The sequence below is a fragment of the Micromonospora sp. NPDC049230 genome, from assembly GCF_040647875.1.
Classification (GTDB): domain Bacteria; phylum Actinomycetota; class Actinomycetes; order Mycobacteriales; family Micromonosporaceae; genus Micromonospora.
In genome coordinates this window covers 79,785-92,529 of record NZ_JBEZCZ010000032.1, presented here as the reverse complement: position 1 = coordinate 92,529, position 12,745 = coordinate 79,785, and the positions used below count along the sequence as shown (strand labels likewise).

Here is a 12,745-nt window from a genome sequence, read left to right as displayed (position 1 = left end):
GTCGGCTGCCTCCTGATGATCCTCTTCTCGATCGTCGCCTCGGTGGTGCTCACCGTGCTCCTCAACCTGGTGCTGTGAGGCGTGCGTGCCTCGGCTGTACGACGCGGCCGGGCTCCGGTCACCAGGTGGGACGTTGCAGCAGCCCGACGAACTCGACGAGCAGCCGCTCCCGCAGCGCCGGCGGGGCGGCGTCCAGCAGCGTGTTCACCAGCGCCATCCGGTCCGGCGTCGGCGCGTCCCCACCACCGAGTCCGAGCCCACCGGCGAGCCCGGCGACCAGTTCCGGCGTGAGCGCGTCCGGCGTCAGCGACGTCGCCAACGCCACCAACTCGGGCGGGAGGGCCACCGGACCGGCCTGACGCGCGGCGGACACCGCGGCGGCCAGGTCCGGGCCGAACTCTGCCACCCGGGGCGCGACCGAGGCGGTCACCGTGAGGTGCACGCTGGCCGGCAGACCGGCGTACGACAGCTGGGGTTGGGTGTGCCAGCCACGCGCGGTCAGCTCGTCGACGAGCACGAACAGGTCGGGGCCGCCCTCGCTGGCGGTGAAGCAGACCACTGTGGACTCGGGCTCGGCCATCAGCCGCAGCCCGTCGACCGCGCGGACCGCGTCGGCGAGGCCGGCGACCGCATCCCGGGTGCGGGCGGCCAGCCGCAGGTAGCCGTCGTCGCCGAGGTGCCGCACTGTCGCGTACGCGGCGGCGATCGGCCCGCCCGACCGGGTGGACGCGATCACCGGGTTGATCATCGTGTAGCCGGGCCAGTCGGCGAACGCGAAGTACTGCGGGGCGCGCAGTCGGGCGTCGCGGTGCAGCAGCACCGACACCCCCTTCGGCGCGTACGCGTACTTGTGCAGGTCCACCGAGATGGACGTGACCCCGGCGACGGCGAAGTCGAACGCCGGCACCGGCTCGCCGAGGCGGCGCAGGTAGGGCAGGGTCCAGCCGCCGAAGCAGGCGTCCACGTGGCAGCGCACCCCGGCGTCGGCCGCCACGGCGGCGATCTCGGCGACCGGGTCCACCACGCCGTGCGCGTACGACGGCGCGGAGCACGCGACAAGCACCGTCTCCGGGCGGATCGCCGCGGCCATCGCGGCCGGGTCGGGGCGCAGCGTGTCCGGGGACACCGGCACGACGTCCAGCGCCACCCGCAGGTAGTGCGCCGCCTTGGCGAACGCCGCGTGCGCTGTCGACGGCACCACCAACCGGGGTGCGGTGATCTCCGGGTGCGCGTCCCGGGCCGTCTTGACGGCGAGGATCAGCGACTCGGTGCCGCCGCTGGTGACGCTGCCGACGACGTCCGGGGCGGTGCTGCCCGGACCGGCGCCGAGCACTCGGCCGGCGGCGCCGACGAGCGCGTTCTCCATGGCCAGCAGTGAGGGGAAGGCGGTCGGGTCGAGCCCGTTGACGTGCGCGCTCTCCCGGTGGGCGGCGGCAGCCAGCTCGTCCAGCCCCGACACCGCCGAGTCGTAGACGTACGCGAACAGTTGCCCCCCGTGGGTCGGTCGGTCCCCGGCGCGCAACTGGCGCACCTCGGAGAGCGCGACGTCAGCGGCAACCCCGGAAGGCAAGACCCTGCTCTCGTCGATCATGGAGTTATGGTGCCCTTCTCGTAACCCTCAACGGCTTCTTCCCCCGGCACAACTCCTTGCTCGACCCCGCCGTCCTTCGGGGCGGACAGGGTGTCGGGGGTCACTGTGTAGTGGCGCAGGAGCAGGACGGGTGGGGCTAGCAGTAGGGCTGGGATCAGCGTGAAGCCGAGGAGGACGCCGAGTCTCGCCGTGTCGGACTGGACGGCTGCCGAGCCGGTGTCGGAGGAGACGTAGCCGCCGAGTTGGAGCACCAGCCCGTAGATGCCCGGCCCGAGCGCCAGGCCGAGGGTCTCCCCGGCGGTCCACAGGCCGGTGAAGACACCCGCCTGCCGTCGACCGGTGCGTGCCGTGTCGTACGCGATGCAGTCCGGCAGCATCGCCAGCGCGAAGACCTGCTGTCCGGCGTACCCGACGCCGATCGCCGCCACCACCAGGTAGACCGCGACCGGGGGCAGCACCGGCGCGGCGACCAGTGCCAGCGCACCGGCGGCGAGGAGCAGCGAGCCGATCACCAGCGCGGTGCGCTTGCCCAGCCGGGCACCGACCCGGGTCCAGAGCGGCATCACCAGCAGCGCCGGCCCGACGAAGCAGACGAAGAGCAGGGTCGGCCCGCTCTGCTCGTCGCGCAGGATCTGCGCCGCGAAGTAGTTGACCCCGGCCAGGATCGTGGCCACCCCGGCGGACTGCACCACGAAGCAGATCAGCAGCGCCCGGAACGGGCGGTTGGCGCCGGCCACGGCGAGTTGGGCGCGCAGGGTCGGCTCGCTGTCACCCACAGTGCCGGTGGGCGCGGACCGGGTGCCGAGGAACGCGCCGAGGGCACCGAGGGCGATCAGCACCGCCACGAAAAGCCCCATCCACCGGTGCCCGGCCACGCCGTCACCGCCGGCGGTCACCACCAGCGGGGCGATCGCGCCGGAGACCAGGATGGCCAGCGCCAGCACCGCGATCCGCCAGGTCATCAACCGGGTGCGCTCGGCGTAGTCGTCGGTCAGCTCCGCCGGCATCGCCACGTACGGCACCTGGAAGAAGGCGAACGCGGTGGCGGTGAGCAGGAAGGCGAACGCCACGTACGCGGCGGCGGCCGACCGGTTGCCGAACGGCGCCGCGAAGATCGACGCGAACAGGACGGCGAGCGCGAGGCCGCCGACGAGCAGGTACGGCCGACGGGCACCCCAGGGCGACCGGGTGCGGTCGGAGATCCGCCCGGCGACCGGGTTGACGAGCACGTCCCACGCCTTGGGGAGCAGCACCAGCAGGGCGGCCAGCCCGGCGGCCACACCGAGCGTGTCGGTCAGGTAGGGCAGCAGCAGCAGACCGGGCACTGTGCCGAACGCACCGGTGGCCAGGGAGCCGAGCGCGTATCCGGCGTGCACTCGTCGAGGCAGCGAGCCGACACCCGGCGGCGTTTTCATGGGGCCGAATATTACTCACGTTGAGGTGGAGGTCACATCCCCTCCTGCGGCGACCAACCGGCCGCCGCGATGTCCACGCCCTCGCCGCGCAGTGGCGCCCCCTCGGCGCGCAGTCGGGCCCGCGCCTCCCGCTCGTGCCCCGGCGGCAGCCGGCCGGCGGCGGTCACCACCCGGTGCCAGGGCACCGAGCCGCCGTGCCGGGCCATGATGTTGCCCACCAGCCGCGCCGAGGCGCGACCCGAGCGCTCGGCGAGCGCGTCGGCCACCGCTCCGTAGGACATCACCCGGCCCTCCGGGATCCGCTCGACCAGGTCGAGCACCGCCTCGACGTACTCGTCAGGAGTCACAATCCGCCACCATATGGGAACGCCGCCGGGCGGTGCTCCCGTGACCACGCAGAATGGGCGGGTGCGCGACGCAGTCACGACGGCCCGACGGGTCGTCGTCAAGATCGGATCCTCCTCGTTGACCACCGCCACCGGCGGGCTGGCCGACGAGCGCGTCGACACGCTCGTCGACACCCTCGGCCGGCTGACCGGCGAGGGACGCGAGGTGGTGCTTGTCTCCTCCGGCGCGATCGCCGCCGGCCTCGCCCCGCTCGGGCTGCCCCGACGCCCGCGCGACCTGGCCACCCAGCAGGCCGCCGCCAGCGTCGGGCAGGGCCTCCTGATCGGCCGGTACGCGGCAAGCTTCGCCCGGCACGGCCGCACCGTCGGGCAGGTGCTGCTCACCGTCGACGACGTGACCCGACGGGCGCACTACCGCAACGCGTACCGAACGCTGCGCAAGCTGCTCGACCTGGGCGCGGTGCCGATCGTCAACGAGAACGACACCGTCGCCACCCAGGAGATCCGGTTCGGCGACAACGACCGGCTGGCCGCCCTGGTGGCCGCACTGGTGCACGCCGACCTGCTGGTGCTCCTCTCCGACGTGGACGCGCTCTGGACCGGCGACCCGGCCAACCCGCACTCGACCCGGATCACCGAGGTCCGCGACGACGCGGACCTCACCGGGGTCACCATCGGCGGGGCCGGCCGGTCCGGCGTCGGCACCGGCGGCATGGTGACCAAGGTCGAGGCCGCCCGGATCGCCACCGGCTTCGGCATCCCGGTGGTGCTCACCGCCGCTGACCTGGCCACGCGGGCACTGGCCGGCGACCCGGTCGGCACCCTGTTCCATCCGCAGCGGCAACGCCCGACGGCCCGGCTGTTCTGGCTGGCGCACGCCACCTCGCCCCGGGGACGGCTGCACCTCGACCCGGGCGCGGTGGCCGCCGTCGTCGGGCGGCGCAAGTCGCTGCTGCCGGCCGGCATCACCGCCGTCGACGGCACCTTCACGGCGGGCGACCCGGTGGACCTCGTCGACAACGCCGGCGCGTCGGTCGCCCGCGGGCTTGTCAACTACGACGCTGTGGAGTTGCCGGGGCTGCTCGGCCGGTCCACCTCGGAGCTCGCCGCGGCCCTGGGCCCGGCGTACGAACGAGAGGTCGTCCACCGCGACGACCTCGTCCTGCTGTGAGGAGCTATCCATGAGTGAGCGCCAGCGAGCCAATCATCAACTCGGGGCAGTGGTGTCTCCGGGCGGCGCGGGGCGTAGCGGAGTGCCGGCATGAGCGTGAACGAGCAGGCCCGACGGGCCCGGGACGCCGCAGCCGACCTGGCCACCGCCACCCGTACGGTGAAGGACGCCGCGCTGGCGGCGATGGCCGACGCGCTGGTGGCGCGTACCCCGGAGATCCTGGCCGCGAACGAGACGGACCTGGCGGCCGGCCGGGAGGCCGGGCTGAGCGCGGCCGTGCTGGACCGGCTCGCCCTCGACGCGGCTCGGGTGGCCGGCATCGCCGACGCGCTGCGCCAGATGGCCGCGCTACCCGACCCGGTCGGCGAGGTGGTCCGCGGTTCCACACTGCCCAACGGGCTGGAGCTGCGCCAGATCCGGGTGCCGTTCGGTGTGGTCGGCATCATCTACGAGGCGCGGCCGAACGTGACGGTGGACGCCGCCGGCATCTGCCTGAAATCCGGTAACGCCGCGCTGCTGCGCGGGTCCTCCTCGGCCGCGCACTCCAACGCCGCGCTTGTCGCTGTGCTGCGCGACGCGATCGCCGGCGCCGGGCTCCCGGCCGACGCGGTGCAACTGCTCGACGCCAGCTCCCGCGACTCGGTCAAGGAGCTGATGCGCGCCCGGGGGCTTGTCGACGTGCTCATCCCGCGCGGTGGCGCGTCCCTGATCCGCACCGTGGTCGAGGAGTCGACAGTGCCGGTGATCGAGACCGGGGTGGGCAACTGCCACGTCTACGTGGACGCCGCCGCAGATGTGGCGAAGGCCCTCGCGGTGACGCTGAACGCCAAGACGCAGCGCCTGTCCGTCTGCAACACCGCCGAGTCGCTGCTGGTGCACGCGGGCGTCGCCGACGCGTTCCTGCCGCCGATGCTCGCCGCGTTCGCCGACGCCGGGGTGACGGTGCACGGCTCCCCCGAGGTCGCCGCGTACTCCCCCGCCGTGGTCCCGGCCACCGAGGAGGACTACGCCACCGAATACCTGTCCGCCGACATCTCGGTCGCGGTGGTCGACTCGCTGGACGCGGCAGTCGCGCACATCCGCCGCTTCGGCACCGGGCACACCGAGGCCATCCTCACCGACTCCGCGAGCGCGGCCCGCGAATTCGTCGCGCGGGTGGACTCGGCCGCGGTGATGGTGAACGCTTCGACCCGCTTCACCGACGGCGGCGAGTTCGGGTTCGGCGCGGAGATCGGCATCTCCACCCAGAAACTGCACGCCCGTGGCCCGATGGGCCTACCCGAGCTGACCAGCACAAAGTACGTAGTAACCGGAGAAGGCCACCTACGCTAAATTCGCCCCGCCCCGCGCCCCCGCGTCGGGGCGCGGGGTCTGTTCAGGCTTGTGGGCTGGGGCGGGCTGCTCGGATCACGGACAGCGTGGCGTGTACGTCGAACTGGTGGCCGTCGTCGCTCTCCCAGCCGCCGTCGCTGCGCTGGGTCTCGGTCAACCGGCGCAACGCCCGCACCATGATCCAGTCCTGTGGGTCGATGCCGGCGCGACGCAGCGTGGCCGCCAGCCACGCCACGTTGCCCGGGGACATCTTCGGCATCCGTTCGGCGAGCACCACCTGCATCCGCGCCGACTCCTGGAACATGTCCTGCCGGTGCAGCACCGCCGCGCTCAGCCAACCGGCGGCGAGGAACGACGGCCAACTGCCGTCCGGCCGCAGCCGCGCGGCGAGCGAGTGGGCCGCCGCCTGCACCACCCCGGCGTACGCCCCACCGACCCGATGGTCGAGTGGACCCGAGGCGCGGGCGTCCAGACCGGCGACGGTGAGCCAGAAACCGGCGTTGGCCGACTGGAGGAAGCCAGCCTCCGGATCGCCGGGCCGGGCCCACTCCGGAGCCGAGTCGGCAAGCGACGCGTCCTCGTCCCAGCCACCGTCGGGCTGCTGCCGGGACGCCAACCAGTCGAGCGCGCGGCGAGCGGCCGGACGGCCGAGCGCGCCCAGGTCGTCCAACTCGGCGAGCCGGAAGCAGGTGGCATCGATCGAGGCGACTCCGCCGCCCCAGGTGGCCGGCCAGCCGCCGTCGGGTGACTGGCCGACCTCGGCGATCTCCAGCAGCTCGACGGGCACGGCTGTGCCGTTGCGGAGCCAGGAGAGGCGGGCACGCTCCACCGCGTCTCCGTGCGCCACGACGAACCCGATCGCGGCTTCCATGTCGACCACGACGGAGACGCTACCTGCGCAGACGCGATGCCGCCTCGGAGAATCGGCCAGCCCGGAATGACTGCGTCGCTCCGACCGGCGGGCTACTCGGCATCACCTGCGTCGATTCGCCAGCCGCCCGGGACGACGGCCCGGGCCAGCCGAGCCGGACCACGCCGGGGCGGCGCGGTGTGCGCCGCCCCGGCGGTCGCCGGTCAGTACGCGGGCAGGGACGGGTCGATCTGCTTGATCCAGGAGAGCACGCCGCCCTGTACGTGCACGGCGTCCTTGAAACCGGCAGCCTTGACGGCGGCGAGCGCCTCCGCCGAGCGGACGCCGGACTTGCAGTGCAGCACGATCTGCTTGTCCTGCGGCAGCTTCGCCAGCGCCTCGCCGGAGATGATGTCGCCCTTGGGGATCAGCGTGGAACCGGGGATGCGGACGATCTCGTACTCGGCCGGCTCCCGTACGTCGACAAGGAAGATGTCCTTGCCCGCGTCCTGCCATTCCTTGAGCTCCGACGCGGTGATTGTCGCGTCGAGCGTCGCCTCCTGGGCCTCCTCGGAGACCGCGCCGCAGAAGTCCTCGTAGTCTTCCAGCAGGTCGGTGACGCTCGGGTTGTCGCCGCAGAGCGCGCAGTTCGGGTCCTTCCGGACCTTGATCTTGCGGTATTCCATCTCCAGGGCGTCGTAGACCATCAGCCGACCGACAAGCGGCTCACCGATGCCGGTCAGCAGCTTGATCGCCTCGTTCACCTGGATGGAGCCGATCGACGCGCAGAGCACGCCGAGCACGCCGCCCTCGGCGCAGGACGGGACCATGCCGGGCGGCGGCGGCTCCGGGTAGAGGCAGCGGTAGCAGGGGCCGTGCTCGGCCCAGAACACCGACGCCTGGCCGTCGAAACGGTAGATCGAGCCCCAGACGTACGGCTTGCCGAGCAGCACCGCCGCGTCGTTGACCATGTAGCGGGTGGCGAAGTTGTCGGTGCCGTCGACGATCAGGTCGTACTGGGCGAAGATCTCCCGGACGTTCTCCCTGTCGAGTGCGGTGTTGTGGATCTCCACCTGGACCAGGGGGTTGATCTCGCGGATCGACGCGGCGGCGGACTCGGCCTTGGACCGGCCGATGTCGGACACGCCGTGGATGATCTGGCGCTGGAGGTTGGACTCGTCGACGGTGTCGAAGTCGATGATGCCGAGTGTGCCGACTCCGGCCGCGGCAAGGTACATGAGGGCGGGCGACCCGAGGCCGCCAGCGCCGACGCAGAGCACCCGGGCGTTCTTCAGCCGCTTCTGCCCGGTCACCCCGACGTCCGGGATGATCAGATGGCGTGAGTAGCGGCGGATCTCGTCAACTGTCAGCTCGGCGGCGGGCTCGACGAGCGGGGGCAACGACACGGTGGACTCCCCGGGATCGGCGGTGTGAACCGCGCCATTGTCGCTCGCGGAAGCCCCGCTCGGCCATGAGGGACGACACGTGGTCCGCGATGCGGGAGCGGGAATAACCGACGATCCGCCCGATCAGGGGACGATGTCACCCGCGTAGCGACGCCCGTCGAGGTATGGCCAGGCGTTGGCGACGCAGCCGTGCAGGCCGTACGTCTGCTGTTGCATCACCGGGGCGGGCTCCCCCGGGCCGGGGCAGGCCTCGTGCTCCTCGCCGAACTCGTGGCCCACCTCGTGGTTGATCACGTAGGTGCGGTAGGTGTCCAGCGGGGCACCGTAGTCGGGGACCGCCTCCATCCAGCGGGCCAGGTTGATGATGACCCGGCCGGGCAGGCGGCAGGAGGTGTAGCGCTCGGTGGTCAACCCGCCCACTGCGCACATCCGCTCGGACGTGACAGGGGTGGCCAGGTAGATGGTGAAGTCCGCCGCCCCGGCGTCGGCCACCCGTTGCACCCGCAGCTCGTCGGAGGCGATCCAACTGCGCTTGTCGGTCAGCACCTCGTCCACCTTGGCGGCGAACGCGTCGGCGTCCTGGCCGGCGCCACGCTCGACCACCACGCGGTAGCGACGCAGCGGCCCGTCCGTACCCCGCACTGCCGTCTCGCCGTCGGCCACGGTGAAGCGTCCCGCTCCGACCGAGGGGTAGCTGGTGGGCGTCGGGTGCGCGAGCCCCCCACCTCCGTGGCCCATCTCGCCCTGGGTGATGGTGACGGGAGGCTCGGGTGGCGGATCCCCACCCCGGTTCGCTGTCACCCCGATGCCGACGGCGAGCACGAGCACGCCGAGCAGCAGGGTGCGGCGTCGCCGCCGGCGCATCCGGACGAGCGTGGGACGCGCGCCCTCGTCCGCCGGCCGGTCGGGCGGCGGCAGGGACGGGCCGTAAGGGGACGACGGCGTCATGATGTCGAGCCTGCCAGATTATTCGGGCATATCTCCGTTTTTGCCGTTATTAACGCAAGACGCTTGATGGTGTACGCCGGTCGGCCGCTCGCTCAGAGGGCCGGGCCCGCGTAGCGGCGCCCATTGAGGTACGGCCACGGGTTGACCCGGCACCCGTTGAGGAAGAGCGTCTGCTGCATCATCACCGGTGCGGGCCGGCCCGCGCCCGGGCAGCGCTCGTGCCGGTGCCCGAGTTGGTGACCGACCTCGTGGTTGACCACGTACGTCCGGTAGACGTCCAGCGGCACGCGGGCCGAGACGAGGTGCGGCACGGACAGCCGCCACCGATCCAGGTTGATGATCACCTGGCCGGGCGCACGGCAGGACGTGTACGGCCGACCGTCGACCCGGATGTCCACCCCACCCCTGGCGCACATCTGACCCGCAGTGCGGGCGGTGGCCAGGTAGACGGTGAAGTCTCGCGGAGCGCCCCCCGGCACCTGTTGCAGCCGCAGGCTGCCGCTGTCCACCCAACTGCCCGGCCCGGTGAGCGCCACCTGGACCGCCTGCGCGAAGTCCGCGACGACCTCGTTGCTGCCCGACTCCACCGCGACCCGGTAACGCCGCAGCTCACCCGCGCGACCCAGCACCGGGCCGGAACGGGCGTCGTAGCCGAATGTGCCGGTGCCGACGCTCGGCACCGGCCCGGGCGCCCGCAGCACCGGAGACGGGGACGGGGACGCGGCGGAGGGCGACGGGCCGTCCGACGGCGGCGCGGCGACCAGCGGCGCCGGCGTGGCGACCTCGTCGGCGGCCAACCAGTCGGCAGCGGGCTTCCCACCTGGCCCCTCGGCGATCACGATCACCGCCGCGCCGATCGCCACCACCACCGCCACCAGTTGGGCGAGCAGCGCGAACCGTCGCCGACGGCGTGCGGAGGAGCGGGCTGAGCTGGGCATCCACGTCAGCCTGCCAGATCGGGCCGTCCGGCGGTGTCCCCCGTTTCGGCGAGCAGGCCGACCACCGCCCGGGCAACCAGGCGGGGGACCTCCAACTGCGCCACATGACCGACGCCGTCGAGCATCATCAACCGGCTGTCCGGGATGACCCGGGCGGTCTGCGGCGCGACCCGGACGTCGACAAGACGATCCTGCCGGCCACCCACCACCAGGGTCGGTGCGCGTACCGCCTCGGCGAGTCGCCACAGCGACCCCGGCCCCGGCAGGTACGCCCGCAGGAAGCTGGAGACCAGTCCACGGAACGTCCGGACGTACGCGGCGGCGTAGTGCTCCGCCTCGTACCGCACCCGGATCTCCTCCAGCGCCTCGGCCCGGCGCTGGTCGCAGATCCGGCTCAGGTCCGCGACGCAGGCCTCCAGCACCTGCTGGGCCATCACCTCGGGAGCGAGCTGGGTGAGGTGCCGGGCAACCAGCCGCTCACCGCGCGGGATGACGAGCACTGGCAGCATCCGCCCCTGCAACGAGCGGCGGAAGTCGAGAAACGGCAGGGCCGGTGAGATCAGGGTGAGGGTACGGACCAGGTCCGGCCGGAGCCCGGCGACCTGGACCGCGACCGCGCCGCCCAGCGAGTTGCCGAACAGGTGCACCGGGCCCCGGCCGGAGTGCTCGATCCAGCGGACGACGAGATCCGCGAAGGCCGGAATGGTGTAGCGGGGACCCGGCTCGCTGCGACCGAAGCCGGGCAGGTCGATGGCCTGACCGTCCAACCGGTCGGCGAGCAGCCCGGCCAGGTCGGTCCAGTTCTGGGACGACCCGCCCAAGCCGTGCACGTACAACGCCGGTTCCGCGCCCGGGGCGGTGGCCGGGGTGTCCCGCACGTACGTGACAAGGCCGTCGAGGCGGACCTCCCGGCCCGGCCACGGCGGCGGGACCCGGTGGTCGGGGAGCAGGTGGTCCGGCCAGAGGGTGGCGCTTCTCATCGTTCCAGTCTGCCCCGTTCCACTCAGGACAGCAGGGCCTCCAGCCGACGGTTCACCGCCGCCAGCGTCGCCCGGACCACCGCCTGCCGTGGATCACCGGCGACCAGCGCCGAGCCGGCGAGCTGCTCGACCCAGCCCGCGCAGACGAGCAGCACCACCACCGTGGCCACCTCGCAGTTGCCGAAGGGCACCACCGCCGCGTGCTCGACGAAACAGCGCCCGCGTTCGGCGTTGTCGGCCCCGCGCAGCAACTCGTCCACAGCGGCGGCCGCCGCCACCGCGCAGAGCCGCAGCACGTAGCCGTCCACCGCCGGCCCGGTCGCGTACCCGGCGGCGCTGTCGCCGTCGGCCAGCAGCCGGACCTCCACGTTCGCGTCAAGACCGAAGGTGCTCACCTGCACGTGGTCGATCACCACCCGCGGCCCCGGCGTGCCGCCGGTGTCCAGCGGTCGGGACGGCGCCGACTCCGTCGTGGTCACCTGACCACCGGAGTACGACGTGCCGAGCGTCGCCGGGCTGCCGGTCGCGGCACCGGCCGGTGCGGCCGACACCGATCCCGGCTCTTCGACAGTGGCGCGACCCCGGTGCGGCGCGTTCGGTCGGCGGCGTCGTGTGGTGTCCGTGCCTGTCGACTGCTCCGAGCCGGCCGGTGTGGCCTCCGTCGGGGCACCCGACGGGTGGGCCGGTGCCGTCGGCTCGGCTGCCCGGACGTCGGCGGCGCGTGGATCCGGACCGGCGTCGCGGTGGGCCGCGCCCAGGGGCTCCGCCGTACGCCGCTCGGCGGGTCGGGGCTCGGCGGGTCGGGGCTCCGCCTGGCGTCGGCGAACCGGCGGGGGTGGCGTGGTGGGCAGGCCGGGCACGTTCTGCGGGGCGGCGGCCAGCCCCATCCGCTCCTGGAGCAGCCGGGCCACCTGTCGGCTCACCTCGGCCGGGTCGGCGCCGTCGGCCAGGTCCAGTCGCAGACTGTGCGCTCCAGCCGGGGTACGGCGCAGCGCCGCGTCGCGGACACCGGCGACCTCTCGAACGGCGTCCAGGATGGCGTTGACGTCGAACCCCTCGGGTCGCTCCCGCAGCGGGGCTGGTTCGTCGTCACGGCGCAGGTGGGTGGCGATACGGGCGAGTTCCGGGGTTTCGGCGGGTGGCTCCACGGCTGGCGGCTCCGGCACGACGGGCACGTCCGGTTCCGCGGGGACGCGCTGCGGCAGCACCGCCGCCCTCGGGTCTGGTTGTCGGCCGTCCTCGGCCGGCTCGGTCGACGACGTCGGATCGGGGGCGGATCGGCGGGCCGCGTAGGGCGAGGTGGAAGCGCCCACGGGTCGATCCCGACGCCCGCTCAAGGCGGAGGGCGGGGCCGCCGCGGAGGGGGAGGACGCGGGATCGGCGGATGACGGCGCGGTCGAGCGGGGTGGTTCGACGGGAGGCTCGGGTGTCGACGGTCGGAGCCGGAACGGTGCGGCCGGCCGGATCTCGGGCCGGGGCAGGCCGGGCGGCTCGCCCGTGCCGGTGGACTGGCTGGCCGGCCAGGACGGGCGCTCGGCCGGGGCGGCCGGGATCCGCCCCTCGGACCAGTCCGGCCGCTCGGCCCGCGGGCTGCTCGCCGTCGGCGAACCGCCGACCCAGGAGGGGCGCTCCGCCACCAGGGGCGGGGGGCCCGCCGGGGCCGGGGGCACGTCCGCCAGCGTGGGAGGTGACCCCGCCGGTGCCGGGGGCGGCGGGTCGGCCGGTGCGGCGCGGGAGACCCAGGAGGGCCGCGTCGGCGGTGCGCTG

At 73.4% G+C, this 12,745-nt stretch carries 10 protein-coding genes and 1 pseudogene; 2 read left to right on the top strand and 9 right to left on the bottom strand.

Features of this window, described 5'->3' with window-relative positions:
* Window positions 1-118 precede the first annotated feature (118 nt).
* From AB0A95_RS24505 to AB0A95_RS24495, 3 genes are read right to left on the bottom strand one after another with little or no spacing between them, the layout of a single operon-like run.
* Complete coding sequence (locus AB0A95_RS24505; protein ID WP_357558095.1) at window positions 119-1,591, bottom strand: aminotransferase class V-fold PLP-dependent enzyme; 1,473 nt, start codon at window positions 1,589-1,591, stop codon at window positions 119-121.
* Window positions 1,588-3,006, bottom strand: a complete 1,419-nt coding sequence (locus tag AB0A95_RS24500; RefSeq protein WP_357558094.1) for an MFS transporter — start codon at window positions 3,004-3,006, stop codon at window positions 1,588-1,590. The genes AB0A95_RS24505 and AB0A95_RS24500 overlap by 4 nt, the downstream gene beginning before the upstream one ends.
* A 32-nt stretch (window positions 3,007-3,038) precedes the next feature.
* Window positions 3,039-3,353 carry an MGMT family protein gene (locus AB0A95_RS24495; RefSeq protein ID WP_357558093.1) on the bottom strand — a complete coding sequence of 105 codons (315 nt, stop codon included), beginning with the start codon at window positions 3,351-3,353 and terminating at the stop codon, window positions 3,039-3,041.
* 13 nt (window positions 3,354-3,366) lie between these two features.
* Here AB0A95_RS24495 and proB point away from each other — a divergent pair, with 13 nt between their 5' ends.
* Together proB and AB0A95_RS24485 are read left to right on the top strand one after the other, a co-directional pair.
* Window positions 3,367-4,524: a glutamate 5-kinase gene (gene proB, locus AB0A95_RS24490; protein ID WP_357558092.1), complete on the top strand. Its 1,158-nt coding sequence runs from the start codon at window positions 3,367-3,369 to the stop codon at window positions 4,522-4,524.
* Between the two features lie 90 nt (window positions 4,525-4,614).
* On the top strand, window positions 4,615-5,856 hold the full coding sequence (locus tag AB0A95_RS24485) for a glutamate-5-semialdehyde dehydrogenase (RefSeq protein ID WP_357558091.1): 1,242 nt from the start codon (window positions 4,615-4,617) through the stop codon (window positions 5,854-5,856).
* A gap of 43 nt (window positions 5,857-5,899) precedes the next feature.
* Here AB0A95_RS24485 and AB0A95_RS24480 read toward each other — a convergent pair whose 3' ends face one another.
* The 6 genes and pseudogenes from AB0A95_RS24480 to AB0A95_RS24455 all read right to left on the bottom strand — a co-directional run bounded on the left by AB0A95_RS24480 (window position 5,900) and on the right by AB0A95_RS24455 (window position 12,657).
* On the bottom strand, window positions 5,900-6,727 hold the full coding sequence (locus tag AB0A95_RS24480) for a prenyltransferase/squalene oxidase repeat-containing protein (protein WP_357558100.1): 828 nt from the start codon (window positions 6,725-6,727) through the stop codon (window positions 5,900-5,902).
* Window positions 6,728-6,930: 203 nt separating this feature from the next.
* A pseudogene (gene moeZ / locus AB0A95_RS24475) lies at window positions 6,931-8,179 on the bottom strand (adenylyltransferase/sulfurtransferase MoeZ).
* 56 nt (window positions 8,180-8,235) lie between these two features.
* Window positions 8,236-9,060 (bottom strand): DUF3152 domain-containing protein, encoded by an 825-nt coding sequence (locus AB0A95_RS24470; protein ID WP_357558090.1) that lies wholly within the window; start codon window positions 9,058-9,060, stop codon window positions 8,236-8,238.
* A 92-nt stretch (window positions 9,061-9,152) separates the two neighbouring features.
* Window positions 9,153-9,998: a DUF3152 domain-containing protein gene (locus tag AB0A95_RS24465; protein ID WP_357558089.1), complete on the bottom strand. Its 846-nt coding sequence runs from the start codon at window positions 9,996-9,998 to the stop codon at window positions 9,153-9,155.
* 5 nt (window positions 9,999-10,003) lie between these two features.
* Window positions 10,004-10,978: an alpha/beta hydrolase gene (locus AB0A95_RS24460; protein WP_357558088.1), complete on the bottom strand. Its 975-nt coding sequence runs from the start codon at window positions 10,976-10,978 to the stop codon at window positions 10,004-10,006.
* Window positions 10,979-11,001: 23 nt separating this feature from the next.
* Entirely contained in the window at window positions 11,002-12,657 is a 1,656-nt protein-coding gene (locus AB0A95_RS24455) for a hypothetical protein (RefSeq protein WP_357558099.1), read from the bottom strand.
* Window positions 12,658-12,745 lie beyond the last annotated feature (88 nt).